Source organism: Streptomyces sp. NPDC001204, from assembly GCF_053598035.1.
The window spans coordinates 17,078-37,780 of sequence record NZ_JBSFJL010000047.1 but is presented as its reverse complement, the minus strand read 5'-3'; the positions used below and the strand labels follow the sequence as shown (position 1 = coordinate 37,780).

General features: G+C 71.3%; 17 protein-coding genes. 9 read left to right on the top strand and 8 right to left on the bottom strand.

All coding sequences use genetic code 11. From position 1 onward, the window contains the following. Positions 1–43 precede the first annotated feature (43 nt). Both ACWC91_RS38480 and ACWC91_RS38475 read left to right on the top strand, forming a co-directional pair. Complete coding sequence (locus ACWC91_RS38480; protein WP_225079902.1) at positions 44–631, top strand: TetR/AcrR family transcriptional regulator; 588 nt, start codon at positions 44–46, stop codon at positions 629–631. Positions 632–934: 303 nt separating this feature from the next. After that, complete coding sequence (locus tag ACWC91_RS38475) at positions 935–1,549, top strand: dihydrofolate reductase family protein (RefSeq protein ID WP_225079903.1); 615 nt, start codon at positions 935–937, stop codon at positions 1,547–1,549. A 166-nt stretch (positions 1,550–1,715) separates the two neighbouring features. On the opposite strand, the gene ACWC91_RS38470 is transcribed toward ACWC91_RS38475, so the two are convergent. The 8 genes from ACWC91_RS38470 to ACWC91_RS38435 form a co-directional block, all read right to left on the bottom strand. Beyond that, on the bottom strand, positions 1,716–2,933 hold the full coding sequence (locus tag ACWC91_RS38470) for a PP2C family protein-serine/threonine phosphatase (RefSeq protein WP_225079904.1): 1,218 nt from the start codon (positions 2,931–2,933) through the stop codon (positions 1,716–1,718). A gap of 260 nt (positions 2,934–3,193) precedes the next feature. Beyond that, entirely contained in the window at positions 3,194–5,833 is a 2,640-nt protein-coding gene (locus ACWC91_RS38465) for a SpoIIE family protein phosphatase/ATP-binding protein (protein ID WP_225079905.1), read from the bottom strand. Between the two features lie 333 nt (positions 5,834–6,166). Continuing rightward, complete coding sequence (locus tag ACWC91_RS38460; protein WP_225079906.1) at positions 6,167–7,732, bottom strand: serine/threonine-protein kinase; 1,566 nt, start codon at positions 7,730–7,732, stop codon at positions 6,167–6,169. Between the two features lie 243 nt (positions 7,733–7,975). Further along, positions 7,976–8,227, bottom strand: coding sequence for a hypothetical protein (locus ACWC91_RS38455; protein ID WP_225079907.1), 252 nt, complete (start codon positions 8,225–8,227; stop codon positions 7,976–7,978). Between the two features lie 354 nt (positions 8,228–8,581). Then, positions 8,582–9,826, bottom strand: a complete 1,245-nt coding sequence (locus tag ACWC91_RS38450) for an MFS transporter (RefSeq protein WP_225079908.1) — start codon at positions 9,824–9,826, stop codon at positions 8,582–8,584. Between the two features lie 228 nt (positions 9,827–10,054). Beyond that, positions 10,055–11,836 (bottom strand): ABC transporter ATP-binding protein, encoded by a 1,782-nt coding sequence (locus tag ACWC91_RS38445; protein ID WP_225079909.1) that lies wholly within the window; start codon positions 11,834–11,836, stop codon positions 10,055–10,057. 111 nt (positions 11,837–11,947) lie between these two features. Continuing rightward, positions 11,948–12,070 (bottom strand): hypothetical protein, encoded by a 123-nt coding sequence (locus ACWC91_RS38440; RefSeq protein WP_376503170.1) that lies wholly within the window; start codon positions 12,068–12,070, stop codon positions 11,948–11,950. 700 nt (positions 12,071–12,770) lie between these two features. Next, on the bottom strand, positions 12,771–13,727 hold the full coding sequence (locus ACWC91_RS38435; RefSeq protein ID WP_225079910.1) for a LysR family transcriptional regulator: 957 nt from the start codon (positions 13,725–13,727) through the stop codon (positions 12,771–12,773). 107 nt (positions 13,728–13,834) lie between these two features. Between ACWC91_RS38435 and ACWC91_RS38430 the strand changes: the two genes are divergently transcribed. Genes ACWC91_RS38430 through ACWC91_RS38400 form a run of 7 tightly spaced genes read left to right on the top strand, consistent with a single transcriptional unit; the run spans position 13,835 to position 20,590 of the window. Further along, positions 13,835–14,707: an FAD binding domain-containing protein gene (locus ACWC91_RS38430; RefSeq protein WP_225079911.1), complete on the top strand. Its 873-nt coding sequence runs from the start codon at positions 13,835–13,837 to the stop codon at positions 14,705–14,707. 1 nt (position 14,708) lies between these two features. Beyond that, positions 14,709–15,230 carry a (2Fe-2S)-binding protein gene (locus ACWC91_RS38425; protein WP_225079912.1) on the top strand — a complete coding sequence of 174 codons (522 nt, stop codon included), beginning with the start codon at positions 14,709–14,711 and terminating at the stop codon, positions 15,228–15,230. Further along, the gene (locus ACWC91_RS38420) at positions 15,227–15,727 is read left to right on the top strand and encodes a hypothetical protein (RefSeq protein ID WP_450642570.1); all 501 of its coding nucleotides are present in this window, start codon (positions 15,227–15,229) and stop codon (positions 15,725–15,727) included. The genes ACWC91_RS38425 and ACWC91_RS38420 overlap by 4 nt, the downstream gene beginning before the upstream one ends. After that, positions 15,666–17,597, top strand: a complete 1,932-nt coding sequence (locus ACWC91_RS38415) for an aerobic carbon-monoxide dehydrogenase large subunit (protein WP_450642568.1) — start codon at positions 15,666–15,668, stop codon at positions 17,595–17,597. The genes ACWC91_RS38420 and ACWC91_RS38415 overlap by 62 nt, the downstream gene beginning before the upstream one ends. A 9-nt stretch (positions 17,598–17,606) precedes the next feature. Next, complete coding sequence (locus tag ACWC91_RS38410; protein WP_225079914.1) at positions 17,607–18,533, top strand: XdhC family protein; 927 nt, start codon at positions 17,607–17,609, stop codon at positions 18,531–18,533. Continuing rightward, positions 18,526–19,434 (top strand): AAA family ATPase, encoded by a 909-nt coding sequence (locus tag ACWC91_RS38405; protein WP_450642566.1) that lies wholly within the window; start codon positions 18,526–18,528, stop codon positions 19,432–19,434. The genes ACWC91_RS38410 and ACWC91_RS38405 overlap by 8 nt, the downstream gene beginning before the upstream one ends. Continuing rightward, positions 19,427–20,590 carry a vWA domain-containing protein gene (locus ACWC91_RS38400; RefSeq protein ID WP_450642564.1) on the top strand — a complete coding sequence of 388 codons (1,164 nt, stop codon included), beginning with the start codon at positions 19,427–19,429 and terminating at the stop codon, positions 20,588–20,590. Before ACWC91_RS38405 ends, ACWC91_RS38400 begins: the two co-directional genes overlap by 8 nt. The last annotated feature ends 113 nt before the right edge of the window (positions 20,591–20,703 follow it).

Sequence of the window (20,703 nt, the reverse complement as noted above, 5' to 3'; positions counted from 1 at the left end):
GCGGGTGTCAATAACTAGATAGTTACTTGCTAGGGTGGTGGACATGCCACGGGACTCCAGCGCCACCAAGGCCAGGCTGCTCGACGCCGCCTTCACCGAGTTCGCCGCCTACGGCATCGCCGGCGCCCGAGTGGACCGGATCGCCGAGGCGGCGGGTGCGAACAAGCGGCTGATCTACGTCTACTTCGGCAACAAGGAGCAGTTGTTCGACGAGGTGCTGCAACGGGCGATGACAGAGGGTGCCGAGTCGGTCCCGTTCGACGTCGAGGACCTGCCCGGATACGCCGGCGCGATCTTCGACCACCTCGTCGCCCGGCCGGACCTGATGCGCCTGCGATTGTGGAGGCTACTGGAACGCCCGTCCGTCGCCGGTCTCGAACCGCACGCTTTCCGACGCAAAACCGCGGAAGTGGCCCACGCGCAGCAGCGTGGCGATCTCGCCCCGGAGATACAGCCGGACGATCTCCTGACCATGGTCCTCGCCATGGCCCAGGCATGGTTCTGGGCCGCCGAGGACGTCGACCCCGGACAGGTCAGCCAGTCCTGGTCGCCAGAGCGACTGGCCCTGCACCGCTCGGCAGTCGTCGAGGCCGCCCGCCGGATCACTCAGAGAACTGCCGAGGGCTCGTAACACGATCCGGTCGTTCGCCGGCAACGCAGCCCAGTGCGCCCAGTGCTCTGACCGGGAAGGTTCCCCGGGTCGCTGTCCTGGCCGTCCGGGGCGGACGCCGGGTCCGTGACGCAGCAGCCGTCGGACGAGCGGCGCCGCACCGGGCCCGACGGTCAGCAGCACGCATGCGGCGTGTCCCGGATGCGAATCCGCCCCCCAATGAGCCCACTTCTTGCTGACCAGCCCGAACAGACACCACGTGTTCCCCCTGGAGAGCCGCGACGTGAGCGATGAGTTCGGGCGGCGGATCGGGTCTGCCCTGGCATGACCCGAATCATCGCTGACATCTCGGTCTCCCTCGACGGCTTCGTCACCGGGCCCGACCCCGGCCCGGACAGCGGGCTGGGGACCGGCGGCGAGGCCCTGCACACCTGGGCGTTTTCCGACGACCCCGAGGACCGCCGGTATCTGCGCGAGGGGACCGCACGCTCGGGCGCCGTCGTCCTGGGCCGCCGGCTCTTCGACGTCGTCGACGGGCCGAACGGCTGGGACGACAAGACCGGCTACGGGGCCGGCGAGGTCGGAAAGCCCGCGTTTGTCGTCGTGACGAGTTCGCCGCCGGAGTCGGTGCGGCTCACCGACCTCGACTGGACGTTCGTCACCACCGGTCTGCCCGATGCCGTCACCGCCGCGCGTGAGCGCGCCGAGGCGGCGTCGTCGGACAGCGGCAAAGACCTCGACGTCGTCCTCATGGGCGGCGGCGCCACGATCGGCTCGGCGCTCGACGCCGGCCTGGTCGACACTCTGACGCTGCACCTCATGCCCGTCCTGCTGGGCGCAGGGACGCCACTGTTCACCGGCGGAGCGCCGCGCGCACTGGTGCGGCGAAGCGTGACCTCGACATCGACCGCGACGCACCTGACCTACGACGTCCTCTGACGACGTCGTTGCCCATCTGTACAGCGAGTAGCCAACTGCGCCCCTGCGGGGCGCCGTTGGCCATGGGGTTCAGCAGCCACTCCTGACTGTGTGCGACTCCGCTCACGGATCGATTCCTTGTGCATGCGGTGCCGGATGGATCGCCGGCTGATCCGCACCGACCCGCTCAACGTGTCATGCCGGGGTCGGAGATGGTCTCCGAGTCGGGTGCCTGGTCGCCTTCTCTGGCGGGCCGAGCAGGAGAGCGGTCGGCTTCCTCGGCGGACACTGGCCGACGGCTGCGTTGGACGGCGACCATGGCCGCGTCGTCGGCCAGGTGTCCACCGGCGTGGGCGAGCAAGTCGGTGCGCAGGTGATGGACCAGCGCGGACGGGCTGTGGTGGCCCCAGGAGCCGGCGCGTTCGGCCAGCGGGTAGAAGGCGCCCCGGGCGTCCCGTGCCTCGATCACCCCGTCGGTGTGCAGCAGCAGCGTGTCTCCGGGTTCGAGCGCGAAGGTGTCGACGCGGTAGCGGTGGTCGGTCAGTGTGCCCAGTCCCAGCGGTGGGGCGGGGCAGGTGGCGTGCAGTGTGGAGACATTTCCGCCGTGCAGCAGCACGGGGGGCGGATGCCCGCAGGTGACCATGTGCACCTGGGGCAGCGCGTCGGGGATGTCGAGGATGGCGGCGGTGATGAAGGACTCCCCGGCCGCCCCCGCCTCGGTGGAGTCGGTCAGGTTCCAGTACACGCTGTGGTCCAGGTAGGACGCGAGGTCGGGGAGCGTGGCTTGACGGTGTGCGCCTTCCCGGAAGGCTCCCAGCAGCAGAGCGGCGTCGCTGATCGCGGTCAGGCCCTTGCCCATCACATCGCCGATGATCAGCCGGGTACCCGTGGGAGTGCGGGCGGCCGCGTACAGGTCGCCGCCGATCAGGGACTCCTCCTGCGCCGCCATGTACACCGATCCCACCCGCAGCGGACCGATCCGCCGCGGCAGAGGTCGCAGCACCACCCGCTGCGTGGCCTCCGACACCATCCGCACCAGCGCCAGCTCACGGGCGTGCCGCTCGCGCAGATATCGGAAGACGGTCACGATCACCGACACCACCAGCAGGGCGATGAACTGCGAACCGAAGGACATCGTGCCGCCCAGCAGGTGGCCGCTTTGAAGACCGATGACGAGCATGCCCACCACAGTCAGGGCGGCAATCGTCCCCGTGACGAGGGTGGACGCGAAGGACGCGGTGAGCGCGGGCGCCACGATCAGTAGCGACGGGCCCAGCGGCAAGCCATGTGGGGCCAGTACGTCGACCAGCACGATCGCCACGATCAAGCCCAGCGGAAGCGCCAGCAGAGCGTCACCGGCCTGCCGTGAGCGAGGGCGGTGTGAAAACCGCTGCCGCAGGCGCATATTTTCTACTTACACCCTCCCGGGCGGCACCGCAGGTGCATGCAGCACCCACGGACCCGGGTGACCGTTCCCAGACGGCCGGTTTCACCCTGCTCGGCGGCCGCGTCGCCGATCTGCTGGGCAGGCGGCGGACGTTCCTCGCCCGGCTGGGCTTCTTGTCGCGGCAGCGATGGAGAGAGCCCCGCACCGACGGCCGTCGGTGCCCTCGTGTGGAGACGGTCGCGACCAGGTCCTGGGACGGGCACCGTGCCCGTCCCAGCTCACGGTGCGGCGTCGGCCAGGAGGGGGCCGGCGTCGTCCGGCACGCCGGGGAGGGCCTGTTCGGTCCAGATGATCTTGCCGCGGGGGGTGTAGCGGGTTCCCCAGCGCTGGGCGAACTGGGCCACAAGGAACAGGCCGCGTCCGCCCTCGTCGGTGGCGGTGGCCCTGCGCAGGCGGGGAGAGGTGCTGCTGCCGTCGGCAACCTCGCAGATCAGGGAGCGGTCGCGCAGCAGGCGCAGGCGGATGGGCTCGGTTCCGTAGCGGATCGCGTTGGTGATCAGTTCACTGATGATCAGCTCGGTGGTGAAGGCGATCTCCTCCAGGCCCCACACCTCAAGCCGGCGGCCGGCACCGTCGCGGACACGGCGGACGGCCGCGGGGTCCTGTGGTACGTCCCAGGCCGCGACCTGGGTGGGGTGCAGCAGGCGGGTGCGGGCTACCAGCAGGGCGATGTCGTCGCGGGGGTGGTCCGGTCGCAGGGCGTCGAAGACTGCCTGGCAGGTGTGCTCCGGATCGCGGGTCGGGGTGTGCGGGGGTTGGGTGAGGGCCTGCCGCAGCAGGGCGAGGCCGGTGTCGATGTCCCGTTCACGTGTCTCGATCAGGCCGTCGGTGAACAGCACCAGGCTGGTCCCTTCCGGCAGCCGCAGTTCGACGGTTTCGATGGGCAGGCCGCCGCCCAGGCCGAGGGGCGGGGAGCCCGGTATGTCGGGGAGGACGACCGTGCCGTCCGGATGGACCAGGGCGGGTCCCGGATGGCCGGCCCTGGCCAGGGTGACCTGTTGGTCCACCGGGTCGTAGATGGCGTAGAGACACGTAGCCCCGGTGACGTCCTGCTCACCCTCTGGTCCGTCCTGGTCGATCCGCGTGACCAGCTCGTCGAGACTGCCGAGCAGCTCGTCGGGGGGCAGGTCGAGGGCCGAGAAGTTGTGCACCGCGGTGCGCAGCCGCCCCATGGTGGCGGCGGCGTGCAGGCCGTGGCCGACGACGTCGCCGACCACCAGGGCTACGCGGGCTCCGGACAGCGGGATGACGTCGAACCAGTCGCCGCCCACCCCGGCCCGGGCGGGCAGGTAGCGGTGGGCGACCTCCAGCGCGTTCTGCTCGGGCAGAACGCGGGGGAGCAGGCTGTGCTGCAAGGCGACGGCCACGGTGTGTTCGCGCGTGTAGCGGCGGGCGTTGTCGATGCACACCGCGGCGCGGGCGGCCAGCTCCTCGGTGACCGGGAGATCCTCTTCCTCGAAGAGGCCGCTGTGCTCCGAACGCCAGAAGGTGACCAGGCCCAGCACCACGCCGCGGGCCTTGAGCGGCACGCTGATCAGCGAACGGAGTCCCAGGTCGGGCACCAGGCGGGCAAGCTCCGGAACCCGCGCGAGCCAACTGGGGGAGACGGTCAGATCCCGCTCCAGCACCGCGTGCCCGCCGGCCAGGGCCACCGCCATCGGGGTGGCCGCGTCCCAGACGACGCGCTCGCCCGCCGCGGGCAACGGAGGACCCTGCCTCACGCCGCGCCACGCGGCGCGGAGCAAACCCGCCGTGTCCCCGGGCTCGGCGCCGTGCAGCACGGGCTCCAGCAGTTCGACGGCGGCGTAGTCGGCGAAGCGGGACGTCGCGACCTCGGCGACCTCCTCCGCGGTGCGCGTCACGTCCAGGGTGGTGCCTATCCGCATGCCCGCTTCGTACAGCAGCCGCAGCCGCTGCTGGGCCCGCTCGGCCCTGCCCGCGAGCGCCCGCAACTCGGTGGCGTCCCGCAGCGTCACCGCACAGCCCGCCTGTCCGCCGTAGGGAGCGGTGGGCCTCACGTTCACGGCCAGCAGCCGTTCCCCCGCGAAGTGCATCTCGTCGGTGACCGGACGGTCCGCCGTCAGCAGGTCGACCATGCCCGGATCCAGGCCCAGGGCGGCGATGGGGCGCCCCTCCACGTCCGGGGGCAGATCCAGCAGCCGCCGGGCCTCGTCGTTGGCCAGCATCAGCCGCCCGTCTCCGGCGGTGATCAGCACGCCTTCCCGGACGGCGTGCAGCACGGCGTCGTGGTGCTCGTACATGCGGGTCACCTCCGCCGGGCCGAGGCCGTGAGTCTGCAGACGCAGTCGTCGGCTCACCAGCGCCGATCCGCCCGTACCCAGGGCGAGCGCGACGGCGGCCGCACCCAGTACCACCGGCACCTGCCGTTTGACCACCGCGTTCACGCGCTGGACGGTGATCGCGACGGACACCGCACCGACGATCTTCCCGTCTGCCCGGATGACGGGCACGCCCGAGTCCACGGCCGGGCCGCGGGAGGTGTTGAAGGTTCTCGTGACGGTGAGGCCCTGGACCGTTTGCTGCTGATACGGGCCGATGACGCGTTTCCCGATCAAGGAGGGATCGGGGTGGGTGACACGGATTCCGTCGCGGTCGAAGACGACGACGAAGGCGACGCCGGTCTGCTTACGGACCCGCTCGGCACGCGGCTGCAGGGTCGCGGTGGGATTGCGGCCGGTCAGCGCCTGCGCCGTCCCCGGTGCGCTCGCGAACGTGTGGGCCACCGCCAGTGTGCGAGCACGGGCGTCGTGCAGGCTGTCGCGCCGGGCCTGGAGCACCAAGGCCGCGACCGCGGCAATGACCAGGGCGACCACGACCGCCGCCTGCAGCAGGAACACCTGCCCGGCGACGCTGCGCCCAAGCCCCCGGACACGCGACCACCAGGAAGGGGCATGGCGAGGAGACTCCCGGGGGCACTCGTGATGGGCGGGCTCAGGGCCGGGGGCCGAGGAACACGTATGCCGTCGGCGCAGTGACCATGACCATGAGGCCGGCAATAGCCTCGAAAGTCCCACCATCCTTCTTTTCTAGCATCGCGTGGCCCCGGAGCCCGGATTCTTGCCCGAGAGGGGAACTGTGCTCCGGGAGCACAGGAGGAAAGGGCTCGACAGCATGGAGCGCAGGCTGTGAGGGGCCGTGACGGCACCGCCACAACGGCCTCCCGCATCACACTAGGAACGGGTACAGCGGCCGGTTGGCCGGTCGGCGGGTGGGCGGCACTGGAGGGGGAAGTCGGCCGCGCTCGTGCTCAGGTAGCGGCCGATGCACGCGTTGGCCGTGGTTCTGCCGCGCGCGGCGCAGAAGGCCAGTGCGGAGCGTCCGTCGGTGAAGGGGCCAGGAACGTAGATCACCCAGTAGCCCGGGTGCAATGACGCATAGTCGTCGCTGCGGAGCACCTCCGCTTCGGGCACCGACCGCCGAATCGTGGCGAGCCGTTTGTCACGGTCGGCGATGCCCGCGCTGACGGGATCGGAGTAGAGCTGGGCGATCCAGCGGCCGTCAGGCAGGGGAGGCTGGTCGGCCGGGGCGGCCGACCGCGTCGCTTCAGCGGTTGGCCGCCCCGTCGGATCCGTCGTCGCGCCCGATGTCGCGTCCTTTGCCGGGGCCGGCGATGCCTCGGCAGTCCGCTCGGGCGGGGAACTCGCCGCAGTGGTCTCCGGCCGCGTGGACGCCGTGATCGGCGAGGTGCCCACCGCACTGCTCGCCCCGTCGTTCCCCGGACCGCGAAGTGTCAGCACCAGGGCGGTCGTCAAGGCCGCGGTGGCGGCCAGCACCGCTGCGGCCACCGCGATCACGGCCGGCTTCCGGTTCCGGGGCAGGCCGGGCGCGAGGGCGGATCTCGGGGTGTCCACCTGGGTGGGCGGATACCCGGGAGGAGGCGCCGGAGCCGGCGGCACCGACGCGGTGACCGTCGGCCGCTCCCAGCGAGGCGCCGAGCCGGACTCCACCCGCGCGAGCATCGCGTCCAGTTGCTCGGCGTCCGGGCGGGCCGCCGGGTCGCGTACCAGCAGAGCCCGGAGCACGGGGGCGAGGGCGCCGGAGCGCACCGGCGGCGGCACGGGTTCTTCGAGCACCGCGGCGAGGGTGGCGAGTGTCGTGGCACGCCGCAGTGGGCTGACGCCCTCGACGCTCACGTACAGCAGCAGGCCGAGCGACCACAGGTCGGACGCGGGGTCGTCGTCGCGGCCGCGGATGCGCTCAGGAGCGATGTACTCGGGCGATCCGACGAGTTCGTCCGTCGCCGTCAGCGAGGTCGAGCCCCGCATCCCCGCGATGCCGAAGTCGGTGAGCACGGCCGTTCCGTCGGCGCGCAGCAGAACGTTGGCGGGTTTGACGTCCCGGTGGTGGATGCCGACCGCGTGGGCGGCCCGCAACGCGGACAGCACCTGACGTGCCAGGCCGGCCGCCTCCACGGGCGTCAGCGGGCCGGCCGAGAGCCGTTCCTGGAGGGAGGGTCCGGGCACCAGCTCCATCACGAGCCACGGGTGGGGATCCGTATCGACGATGTGATGGATGGTCACGACGTTCGGGTGATTGAGCCGGGCCAGCGCCCGCGCTTCGCGCAGCACGCGCTCACGCGAGACGTCCGACACCTCCGCGTCCGACCGCACGGCCTTGAGCGCGACCTCCCGCTGCAGCACCGCGTCCCTCGCCCGCCACACCGTCCCCATTCCGCCGCTGCCGAGCTGTTCGATCAGCTGGAAGCGTCCGTCCACCAGGTCTCCCCCCGCACCCATGCGCATCAGGTTAGGGGCTGTGCGAGATTCCGGAAGGCGGTTGTACCCGGTATCACGCCGAGGCCCGGCAGTGGGCATCGTGTGGGTCGTTCGCGTGTTGGAGTTCTGCTCCCGCACGCACCTGGCTGATGAGAGCGGATGTGACCGAACGGACCGGCCTCCGGCGCGTCCTTGAAGGGACGTGCCGGAGGCCGGTCGGATCGCCGTCGCTCCTGTCGGTGGGCGTCGGCGGTGGTGGCGGGGTCAGCGGCGGCAGTCCCGGTGGGCGGGCTGCCAGACGCGGGTCCAGTAGCCCGCGTGCCTGGTGTGGTGGTGCCGGTCCTGGTATCCCGGGTGCCACAGGCGTGCCCAGTGGCCCGGCGCCTCCACGCAGTGGCGCGATGGCGTCTGCGGCCGGTGGTGCTGCGGCGCGGCCGATGCGGTGCCGACCGTGCCGACGACCGCGCCCGCGGCCAGGGCCACCGCCGCTGCACCCAGGGCCGCAGCCCTCTTCAACCCGTTGATCATGTTCAGGCCTTTCTGTACGAGTCGGGACTGACACCCCGTCATTTCCCGGACCGCTTCGGCCGGGAACGCACCGATCCTCCACCTCACGGCACGCCAGAAACGCCGAAAAACACTGCCTATTACGAAATGCAAATGGATTTCTCATCTGGCCAAAATGTTCATATATATGTGTCAGGTGTAGTGCGTCATGAGCCGACTTCAGGGCGATCGGCGTGCACCCGTATGCCTGAGGGAGCCCTCGCGTGCGCGTCATGGAGGCCGGCGCGCGAGCTTTCTCGGGCCGTGGGCTTGATCAGGTCGAGTGTGTGATCGGGACGTGAGCGAGGGCGCCGTGGCGGCCCGTCAGGTGCGGCTCGGTGCCGGTTCCGGCTGGGCGAGAGGCGCCGCCGCGCGGCGGGGGAGCAGTAGCGGGGTGGCCAACAGGAGCACGCCGGCCAGGCCGATGGCCGTGCGCGGGCCGAGGAGGCCGCCCAGCACACCCCATGCGGCTGTCAGGAGCGCGGTTGTGGCTTTGGTCGTCACCGTCCAGGCGGTCAGTGTGCGGGTGACCCGGTCGGTCGCGGTGCGTTCGAGGCGGTAGGTGGCGGAGACGGGGTTGAAGACTCCGCAGCAGAAGATGAGCCCGAGTTCGATGCCCATCACCAGCAGCAGCCCTGCGGTGCCCGGCCCCAGGAAGGCCAGGCCGATGGGCCAGAGTGCGCGCAGCGTCCCGGTCACGACGAGGACTTGGTGTTGTCCGTACCGGGTGACGAGTGGTCGGGCCAGCCGTGAACCGAGCAGTCCGCCGATCGAGGGTGCGGCGAAGGCGAGGCCGTACTGCCACGGTGCGAACCCGAGTCGGCCGAGCATCAGGACGGCCAGCAGCGGCTGGGCGGCCATCACCAGGGCGTTGAACAAGGCGGTGTTGAAGAACAGCGGGCGCAGAGTGGCGTCGGCGAGGATGTACCGCCAGCCGTCGAGCAGGTCCCCGGCCCTCATGCGCGCGGCCTCCCGGCGTTCGGGCCGCGGCTCGTGCCCGCCCATCGCGCGGATGCCCAGGGCCGAGAGCAGGTAGCTGACCGCGTCGGCCACCACCGTCGCCACCGGGCCGAGGAGCCCGATCGCGGCGCCGCCCAGCGGCGGTCCGATGATCGTGGTCGTCCAGGACGTGGACTCGAATCGGGCGTTGGCGACGAGCAGGTCCTCGGCCGGCAGCAGCGTCTTCAGGTACGCGCCGGAGCCGGCGCGGAAGGTGATGTCGGCCGCCGCGACGACGACGGAGACCAGCAGGAGCTGAAGGAAGGTGAGCACGCCGAACGCGTACGCGGTGGGGATCGTCAGCAGCGCCGCGAACCGGGCCAGGTCCGTCGCGATCAGCACCGGCCGCTTGCGGCGGAACTCCACCCACGGGCCGAGCGGCACCGCCACGGCCGCGCCCACCGCAGCCCCCACGGAGGAAAGCGCGGCGACTTCCGCCGGTCCGGCGTGCAGCACCCGGATGGCGATCAGCGGGAACGCGCCGAAGGCGAGCCACGTGCCGAGCGCGCTGGTTCCGTACGCTCCCCAGAGCCACCCGAAACTGCGGCCCAACCGGTGCCCGTTCCTCATGCCCGACGCCCCTCGTCACTCACCCGCACAACCGATCCGCGATCGGACGTATCAAAGCGAGCACCATGCCCGGGGATCAAACAACCACACGACGACCCAGCCACAACCAGCGGTTGTGACCATGGGTCGGGAGCAGGTGCGGCCACCGCGTGATCACCGGGGCTGTGCGGACTCTTGAAGATCGTGCGGTCGCGGGTACGGCCCGCGGACGGTCTGAGGCCACCGTGGTCACACAGCGCGCAGGGCCGGCGCGTCGTCCGTCCGGCCGCCCGCGGTCGGCGCCGGCGGCGGCACCGCCAGCCTCGCGTACGTCCCATCACGGGCCAGGAGTTCCGTGTGTGTGCCCGCTTCCACCAGGCGCCCGGACTCCACCACCAGGATGCGGTCCGCCTCCGCCGCAAGACTCAGATCGTGCGTGATCATGATTGTCGTACGGCCTGCCATCAGACGGCGCAGTGGCTGGACGACCCGGCGTGCGGCCAGGCCGTCCAGGCCGGCCGTGGGTTCGTCCAGGATCAGGACCGGGGCGGAGCGCAGCATCGCGCGGGCGATCGCGATGCGCTGGAGCTGTCCGCCGGACAGGGCCGCCGTGCCCGGGGCGATGTGCGTGTCGTAGCCGTCGGGGAGCGCGGCGATGAAGTCGTGCGCCGCCGCGTCGCCGGCCGCGCGTTCGATCTCCTCGCGGCTCGCACCGGGGCGTCCGGCCTCGATGTTCTCGCGGATCGTGCCGCTGAGGACCAGGGTCTGCTGGGGCAGCAGGGTCACGTTCTCGCGCAGGAACTCCAGCGGCAGGTCCGTCAGCGGGACGCCGTCCAGGCGGATCACGCCCGCCGTGGGGTCGTAGAAGCGGGTGAGGAGTTTGGAGAGCGTGGACTTGCCCGCGCCGCTCGGGCCCGTGACCAGGACCAGTTCGCCGGGGCTCGCGGCGAACGTGATGTCCCGCAGGGAGGCGTGCTCCGCACCCGGGTAGCGGAAGGACACCTCGTGGGAGGTGACCCGGCCGCACACCGGCCAGGGGGCGACGGGCCGGGCCGGGTCGGTCACCGCCGGCTCGGCGTCGAGGATCTCGTTCAGGCGTTCCGCACCCGCGGTGGCGGCGGTCAGGGTCAGACCCAGCTGGCCGAGGCTGCGGATCGGCGGGTAGAGGTAGCCGAGGAAGGCGGCGAAGGCCAGCAACTGGCCCAACGTCATACGGCTCTGGGAAATCTCCCACGCCCCGAGTCCGATCACCGCGAGTACGCACAGCGTCTCGACGACCTCGACGAACTGTGCGTACATCTCGCTCGCCCGCGCGCCCCGGACGGATGCCCGCATCCACGCGCGCGCCTCGTGTTCGAGCCGCTCTTCCTCCGCCCGCTGGCGGTTGTACGCCTGGGTGAGGACCACATTGCCGAGTGACTCCTCGACGACCGAGGTGATCGCGCCGTCGGCGGCCCGCTCGTCCTGGGACGCCTTCTTGATGCGGCCGGAGAAGCGGCGCGCCGTGAAGAGGAACAGCGGCGCCAGGAGGAACGTGGCGAGGGCCAGGTCCCAGCGCAGCCAGAGCGCCGCCGTCGCGTAGAAGACCGCGGAGAAACCGGCGGAGACCGTGCCGACGAGCCCCGACACGACCATCTGTTCGATGGCCTCGACGTCGCCGGTCAGGCGTGCCAGCAGGTCGCCCTGGCGGTGCCGCTGGAAGAAGTGCGGCGGCAGGTTCTGGACGTGGCGGAAGACCTTGGCCCGCAGGCGCAGGACGAATCTCTCCGCCGTCCAGACGGCGAGCGAGTTGCCCAGGTAGCCGACGAGCGCGCCCAGCGCGGCAGCACCCAGCCAGGCCGCGGCCGGCCCCCAGAAGGCGGCGAGCGAACCCGCTTTCAGCGCGTGGTCGGTGAGCTGGGCGAAGAGCAGGATCGACGCGGTCTCGGCCAGCGCGGACACGATCACGCACACGGTGATCAGCGCCAGCCATCTGCGGTCGCCGCGGGTCAGCGGCCAGAACCGGGCGAACGCGTCCTTGACGTCGCGCATGTCGGCATCAGCTCCTCTTCGGTTCTTGGGGTTCTCGTCGTTCGATCGCCGGTGACATGGCCGAGGCGGGGCCCCGGAGGTGTTCCGGTGACCCCGCCTCGTGGCGAGTCGTCAGCGCTGGTGGCCGACCGGTCGGCACCACTCGTGCTTCTTCCGGGTGTCCTTCTTGGGGGCGTGCTTCTTCGGGGCCGGCTTCTCGGTCCTCTTGATGGGGGCGATCTTGCGGAAGCTCATGGGGTTCTCCCTCTTCGGTGAATGGTCGGAAAGCATCCGGGAGTGAATTTCTTGCCGGCCGCTTACCGGGTGTGAACTGAATTCATGACACCGGCGGCCGGTGGGTTTTCCCGGTCGGGTTGCGCCCGGCGGGCCGGGCGCCCTGCGCAGGTGACTCAGTGCCGGTGCTCGCGGCCGATGGGGCACTTCCGCGCGTGCTTCTTCGGGGCCGGCTTCTTGGGCTCCGGGACGGGCTTGCGGTGCTTCCTGACCGGGACGATCTTGTGGAAGCTCATGGGTTTCTCCTCACTTGCCTGCGGTGGATTCCCTCTGTCGTAAGCGGTGTTCGCTTTCGACATGGAAGACATTACGGGATCCCCGGACCGGGAAAGGGCAATTCGGATGAGACCTCGATGAAATGCACTTGAATCAATTTTCAGGCGATTCGTGGAACCGGGGCGCTGCTCACACAGAATTTATTATGGGCCTCACCTGGAACTTACCGGGGTAATTATTCGATCCGAGAAGATGCGTGTCGGTCGGAGCCGTGGACAACTGGTGGGCGAAATGGCCGGCCGGTGGGGCGGGGCGCCCGCTGTCCCGGCCGCGCGGCCGCCGCGTGGGAGAAGACCAGGTGCTGTCCGAGTCCGAGCGGGCCGCTGTGCGGCCGCCCTCGCCAACAGCGATGACTTTCCGAGCCCAGCAGGAGACCCCGGCTCTCTCACGCGCCCCAGAGAGTGACGTACACCGGCGGCCGGAACCGGGAGGGCGGGACGCCCACGCCGGGCGCGCGCATGATGCGGGTCGCCGCGGGCGTGTGCAGGAAGTGCAGGAACGCGTCGGTGGCCGGGGAGCGATGCTCGGCCCGCAGGACGGTGGCGTGCCAGGTGGCGTCCGACGGCGTGGCCGGGGTGTCCAGCACGCGCAGCTCGTCACGCCGGATGCGGGGCGACACCAGATGGGCCAACGCCGGTGCCACCCCCGCGCCCTCGGCGGCAGCCGCCCAGGTCGCGGCCTGGTTGGGGAACACCCACACGTGTCCTTCGGCCACTCCGAGCCGACGCAGCAGCCGCCCGTAGTCCGCGTCCGGATCGGTCCCGGAGGCATCGACCAGCCACGACCACCGCGGCGGCGGACCTGGCGGCCGCGGCGACCTGGCGCCGATCACCACGACCAGCTGGGTGCGGAACAGCGGCTCGCTGACCAGCTCGCCCCCGTGGCCGGCGCCGAGATACGGCCCGAGCGCGACGTCGACCAGCCGGTTCTCGACCAGCACACGTATCTCGTTGCCGGCGGCCACCCCGAAGGAGGTCTCGGTCCTGTGCCCTGAGCGGCCGGCGAAAGCCTCCACGAGCGAGGGGAGCACGAACTCGGCCAGCGTGCTCGTGGCGACGACCCGCAGCTCGTCGGGCGCACCCCGTGCCGCCCGTACCGCCGCCTCGGCGTCCGCGTTCAGCGCGACCATCTGCGACGCGACCGGCAGCAGCCGCGCGCCCGCGGGCGTCAGACGCATCCCACCGCCGCCGGTGCGCCGGATGAGCGGATCGCTGTAGTGGGTGCGCAGCGCGGTGAGCGCCTGCGATACGGCGGACTCGCTCACGCCCAGGGCTCGCGCCGCGGCGCCGACCGACCCGAGCCGGGCGACCAGCACGAAGGTGCTGAGCTGTGTGACGGTCACCACCCGATTTTCCTGCGTTCGTACGGATAAGTGAATGCTTATCGACCCATTGCTCGGGCGGTGCGGAAGAGCGCAGCCTGAAGGGCACAGCGTTTCAGGAGGGCCCGATGCAGGTTCCAGCTGCCTTCCAGTACGAGACGGCAACCAGCGTTGAGCACGCGATCGAGCTGCTCACACGTTACGGCCCCGAGGCCCGGGTGGTGGCGGGCGGACACAGCCTGCTGCCGATGATGAAGCTGCGGCTGGCTCAGCCCGAAGCCCTGATCGACATCAACGGCCTCGGCGAGCTGGCGCTGATCCGGGTGGACGGGCACGACCTGGCCGCCGGAGCGATGGTCCGCCACGCGGAGCTGCTCGCCTCGCCGGTCGTCGGCGAGCACTTCCCCATCCTGCGGGACGCGGAACGGGTCATCGCCGATCCGCTCGTACGCAACCGCGGCACCGTGGGCGGCTCGCTGTGCCAGGCGGATCCGTCGGAGGACCTGTCGGCGGCGTTCTCGGCGCTGCGGGCGACTCTTGTCGTTCAGGGCCCCGGTGGCAGGCGCACCATCGGGATCAGGGAGTTCTTCCTCGGTCCGTACGAGACCGCGCTGAACGAAGCGGAGCTTCTGGTGGAGATCCGAGTGCCCATCCGTTCGCACGCCAGCGCCTACCGCAAGGTCGAGCGCCGGGTCGGCGACTGGGCGGTCGTCGCTGCGGGAGCGGTGCTGGAGATCTCCGACGGGGTCGTCACCGAGGCCGGGATCGGGCTGACCGCGGTGGGTGCCCCCCGGTTCGTGTCCGAGCAGGCCGAGGACTTCCTGCGCGGCGGACGGCCGGACGAGGAGAGCTTCGCGCAGGCAGGCCGGATCGCCGCGCAGGAGTGCAGGCCGACGGCCGACCAGCGCGGCCCGGTCGACTACAAGCGGCATCTGGCCGGGGAGCTCACCACGCGGGCGCTGCGCGTCGCCGCCGCACGTGCCCGGGGGCAGGAGGCGTGACATGCGGATCACCGTGACCGTGAACGGCGAGCAGCACACGAGGGACGTGGAGCCCAGGCTGCTGCTCGTGCACTTCCTGCGCGACGAACTCGGACTCACCGGCACCCACTGGGGCTGTGACACCTCCAACTGCGGGGTGTGCACCGTCTGGCTGGACGGGACGCCCGTCAAGTCCTGCACGGTGCTCGCGGTGATGGCCGACGGCCATGAGGTGCGGACCGTCGAGGGACTGGCGCACGGGACCGAACTCGACCCGGTGCAACAGGGGTTCATCGCCTGCCACGGGCTGCAGTGCGGCTTCTGCACGCCGGGGATGATGATGACCGCCCGCTGGCTGCTCGACCACGACGCGGACCCCTCAGAGGAGGACATCCGGGAAGCCATCTCCGGACAGATGTGCCGCTGCACCGGTTACGAGAACATCGTGCGTTCCATCCGCTGGGCTGCCGAGCACGGAGGCGGGGCGCGGACCGCGGACACGGCCGCCGAGGCGGCGCCCGGCCGCGAGGAGGTGCGGGCATGACGACCACCGAGGAACGGCCGGTCGGGTTCGGTCGGATGCCCCGCAAGGAAGATGCGCGGTTCGTCCGCGGCCATGGGACCTACGTCGACGACGTACGGCTGCCCGGGATGCTGCACGGCGCGATCCTGCGCAGCCCGCTGGCGCACGCCCGGATCGTGTCCGTCGACACCAGCGCCGCCGAAGCGCACCCGAAGGTCAAGGCCGTGATCACGGGGGAGACCCTGGCCGGTCTCGGGCTGGCCTGGATGCCCACGCTCTCGTACGACACGCAGGCGGTGCTCGCCACCGACAAGGTGCGCTTCCAGGGCCAGGAGGTCGCCTTCGTCGTCGCCGAGGACCGTTACGCAGCCCGGGACGCCCTCGAGCTGATCGACGTGGAGTACGAACCGCTTCCCGCGGTCGTCGGAACGCCGGGCGCTCGACCCGGACGCGCCGGTGATCCGCGACGACAAGGACCAGCAGACGGACAACCACATCTTCGACTGGTCGGCGGGTGACAAGGAGCGAACCGACGAGGTCTTCGCGGCGGCCGGCGTCGTGGTGGAGGAGGACATGCTCTACCCGCGGGTGCACCCGGCGCCGCTGGAGACCTGCGGCACCGTGGCGGACATGGACGCCATCACCGGGAAGCTGACGGTGTGGTCCACCACCCAGGCCCCGCACGCCCACCGCACCATCTACGCGACGGTGGCGGGCATCCCTGAGCACAAGATCCGGATCATCTCCCCGGACATCGGGGGCGGCTTCGGCAACAAGGTCGGCATCTACCCCGGTTACGTGTGCGCGGTCGTCGGCTCGATCGTCACCGGCAAGCCGGTGAAGTGGGTGGAGGACCGCTCGGAGAACCTGATGAGCACCTCCTTCGCCCGCGACTACCACATGCACGGCGAGATCGCGGCGACGAAGGACGGGAAGATCCTGGGCCTGCGCGTCCATGTCATCGCCGATCACGGCGCGTTCAACGCCACCGCACAGCCGACGCAGTTCCCGGCCGGCTTCTTCGGCGTCTTCACCGGCTCGTACGACCTGGCCGCCGCGCACTGCGCAGTGACGGGCGTCTACACCAACAAGGCCCCCGGCGGCGTCGCCTACGCCTGCTCGTTCCGCGTCACCGAAGCCGTGTACCTGGTCGAGCGGATGGTCGACGTGCTCGCGGACAGGCTCGGCACGGACCCGGCCGAGCTGCGGATGCGCAACCTGCTGCGGCCCGGGCAGTTCCCGTACAGGACGCAGACGGGATGGGAGTACGACTCCGGCGACTACCCGCGCGCCCTGCGGCTGGCCATGGACATCGCGCACTACGAGGACCTGCGCCGGGAGCAGGCCGAAAAGCGCCGGCGCGGCGAGCTGATGGGCATCGGGGTCAGCTTCTTCACCGAGGCCGTCGGTGCGGGCCCGCGCAAGCACATGGACATCCTGGGACTGGGCATGGCCGACGGCGCCGAGCTGCGGGTCCACCCGACAGGCAAGGCCGTCCTGCGCATCTCCGTGCAGACCCAGGGGCAGGGCCACGAGACGACGTTCGCGCAGATCGTCGCCGAGGAACTGGGCATCCCGCCCGAGGACGTCGACGTGGTGCACGGCGACACCGACCAGACCCCGTTCGGGCTCGGCACCTACGGATCCCGCTCGACACCCGTGTCGGGAGCCGCGGCCGCGTTGGTCGCCCGCAAAGTACGCGAACGCGCGAAGATCGTCGCCTCCGCGATGCTCGAAGTGAACCCGGACGACCTGGAATGGGAGAAGGGCCGCTGGTACGTCACGGGCGATCCCGACCAAGGACGGACCATGGCCGAGATCGCGCTCGCGGCACACTCCAACCTGGAACTCCCGGAGGGTGTCGAGGGCCACCTGGACGCGACCTGCGTGTACAACCCGCCGAACCTGACCTTCCCGTTCGGCGCGTACATTTGCGTCGTCGACGTGGACGCGGGCACCGGCCAGGTGAAGGTCCGCCGGTTCATCGCCGTGGACGACTGCGGCAACCGGATCAACCCCATGATCGTCGAAGGTCAGGTGCACGGCGGACTCGCCGACGGCCTCGGCATGGCGCTCATGCAGGTGATCGCCTTTGACGAGGACGGCAACTGCCTCGGCGGGTCGTTCATGGACTACCTCCTGCCCACCTCGGTCGAATGCCCCTCGTGGGAGCTCGGCGAGACCGTCACCCCCTCCCCGCACCACCCCGTCGGGGCAAAGGGCGTCGGCGAGTCCGCCACGGTGGGCTCGCCCGCCGCGGTGGTCAACGCCGTGGTCGACGCGCTGAAGCCGCTTGGCGTGCGCCACGTCGACATGCCGCTGACGCCCGCCGCGGTGTGGCGGGCCGCCCAGGGCCGACCCCTGCGCACCGACATGGCCATCACCTGAGGCCCCGTGATGACGAACACCGAACTGCTGACCCGCGCGGACGAACTCCGGCACGGCCGTACCCCATTCGTCCTGGCCACCGTCGTCCACGTGGAACGGCCCACGAGCGCCAAGCCCGGGGACAGCGCACTCGTGCTGCCCGACGGCACCGTCGAGGGCTTCGTGGGCGGCAGCTGCGCCGAGACGACGGTGCAACTCCAGGGCCTGCGCGTACTGCGGACCGGCGAGTCGCTGCTGCTGAGAATCACGCCCGGCGCGGACACCGGCACCGAAGGCCCGCAGGAGCCTGCCGAAGGCCTGGTCACGGTGGTCAATCCCTGTCTGTCGGGCGGGACGCTCGACATCTTCCTGGAGGCCAACCTCCCGCCGGCGCTGGCGTACGTCTACGGACACGCCCCCATCGCCCGCGCTCTGCTCGACCTCGGCCGTGTGCTCGGCCTCGACGCCCAGCAGGCCTCGCCCGGAGAGCCGCTGCCACCCGATCTGGAGGTCGTCGTCATCGCCACGCACGGCCGCGACGAGCGGACCGTACTGATCGAGGCCGCATGCGCCGGGGTTCCGTACATCGGGCTCGTGGCCAGCCCGAAGCGCGGCGCGGCGGTGCTCACCGCACTGGACCTCACCGAGGAACAACGCGCGCGCATTCACACCCCGGCCGGACTCGACATCGGCGCGCGGACCGCGGCGGAGATCGCGCTGTCGGTGTACGCCGAGATCATCGCACTGCGGCCCCAGGCGGCCCGGGCCGCGCGCCCCGGAGCCGAATCCGCCGCGCCGCAGACCCTGGCCGAGGACGTGGATCCCGTGTGCGGCATGACCGTAGCGATCACGCCGGACACCCTCTCGCTGGACCGGGCCGGTCGCAGGGTGTACTTCTGCGGGCCGGGGTGCCGGCACGCCTTCGCCGACGACCCCTCCCGTTACGCGCATGCCTGACCCCGACCCCCTCGTACCCGATGTCCCCGCCCTGCGCTCGCACCTCGACACAGTCGGCTACCTGGCCGACGACGCCCTGGTCACGGCGCTGCTGCTGGCCGTGCGCATGCGGCAGCCGATCCTGCTGGAGGGCGAGCCCGGCGTCGGCAAGACCGAGGCGGCCCGCGCGCTCGCCGCCGTGCTCGACACCCCGCTGATCCGGCTGCAGTGCTACGAGGGACTGTCCTCCGCCGAGGCCCTCTACGAGTGGAACTACCCACGGCAACTCCTGGCCATCCGGCTGGCCGAGTCCCGCGGAGAGCCCCTGCGGGACGCCGACCTGTTCACCGAGGACTATCTGCTGCCACGGCCGCTGCTCGCCGCGATCTGCCACCCGGGACCGCGGCCGGCGGTGCTGCTCATCGACGAGGTGGACCGCGCCGACGACGAGTTCGAGGCGTTCCTGCTCGAACTGCTCGCGGACGCCGCGGTCACCATCCCCGAACTCGGCACCCGGACGGCTGTGGTGCCGCCGGTCGCGGTACTGACCTCCAACCGCACCCGGGATCTGCACGACGCGCTCAAACGCCGCTGCCTCTACCACTGGATCGACTACCCGGACACCGCACGAGTCGCCGCGATCATCCGCAGGCGGGTACCGGAGTCGGCCGGGTGGCTGGCGGAACGCGTGGCGCGCGGGGTGGCGCGCCTGCGTGCCCGCCAGGAACTCACCAAGCCGCCCGGCATCGCCGAGGCGATCGACTGGGCGGGCGCGCTGCACACGCTGGGCTTCTCCGTTCTCGACGCCGACGCCGCCGACCGCACCCTCGGGGCGGTCCTCAAGTACGCCGAGGACCTGGAGGCCGTGCGCCGGACCGGACTGGCGGAGCTGGTCGACGCGGAGGCCCGCTCCGATGCCTGACCTGCCTGACCTGCCTGACCTGCCTGAACTGGTCGCCGCGTTCACCGCCGCCCTGCACGACGCGGGGATCGCGGTGGGCCCCGACCTTACCCGGAGCTTCGCTCGGGCGCTCACCCTGCTGGCACCGTCGACGACGCGCGAACTGCGGCACTGCGCGCTCGCCACCCTGGTGTCGGACCCCGAGCAGATCCAGTTGTTCGACAGCGTCTTCCACGAGGCCTTCTGCGGCCCGGCCGACCGCGAGGCACAGCGCGGACAACCCGGCGACCCGCCCCGCCTGCTCCCGAACACCGTTCCCGGCCGCGTCCCCGGCACCCGGAAGGACACCGCGGACGAACGAGGCCGGGATGCCGACGCACAGCCGCGGACGGCTCCCGTGCCCCTCGCCGCCAGTCCGCTCGACCGTCTCGCGGGCCGCGACTTCGCGGACCTGTCCGCCGAGGAACTGGCGCGGCTCTCCGAGGTGATGCGCACCCTCGTCCTGCGCACTCCGACCCGGCCGTCCCGCCGACGCCGCACAGCGCACCACGGTGCGCGCATCGACGTGCGCCGCACCCTCTCCGCCAGCCGGCGCACCGGCGGATACCCGCTGCGCCTGCACCGCTTCGCGCCCCGCGACCGCCCCCGCGACCTCATCGTGCTCTGCGACATCTCCGGATCGATGGAGCCCTATGCCCGCGCGATGCTCCAACTGCTCTACTGTGCCGCCCGTGCCACCCGCGCCGAGGTCTTCACCTTCGCCACCCGGCTCACACGCCTCACGCCCGTCCTGCGGCGGGGCGGGCCGGACGACGCCCTGGCACGGGCCGGACGCGCGGCTCCGGACTGGTCCGGGGGCACCCGGATAGCGGACTGCCTGGCGGAGTTCAACGAGCGGTTCGGCCGGCGCGGCATGGCGCACGGCGCCGTGGTCACCCTCATCTCCGACGGCTGGGACACGGGCGCGCCCGCCGACCTCGCCACCCAGATGGCGCGACTGTCCCGGGTCGCCTACCGCGTCGTATGGGTCAACCCGCGCACGGCAAGCCCGCGTTACCGTCCGCTCGTGGCCGGCATGGCTGCGGCCCTGCCCTACTGCGACGCCGTCGTCAGCGCCCACAACCTCGCGGCCCTGGACGACTTCACCGCCGCGCTCCACGCCCGGCGCCGCCGATGATCCTGCACGCTGCCCGTCCCGTGCGGTCGTCCGGCCTGGATCGTCACGAGGGCGAGCTGTTCTGTCTCCGGCGACCGGCAGGGACCTCGGTCTGCTGAAGAGCTCAGGACCGC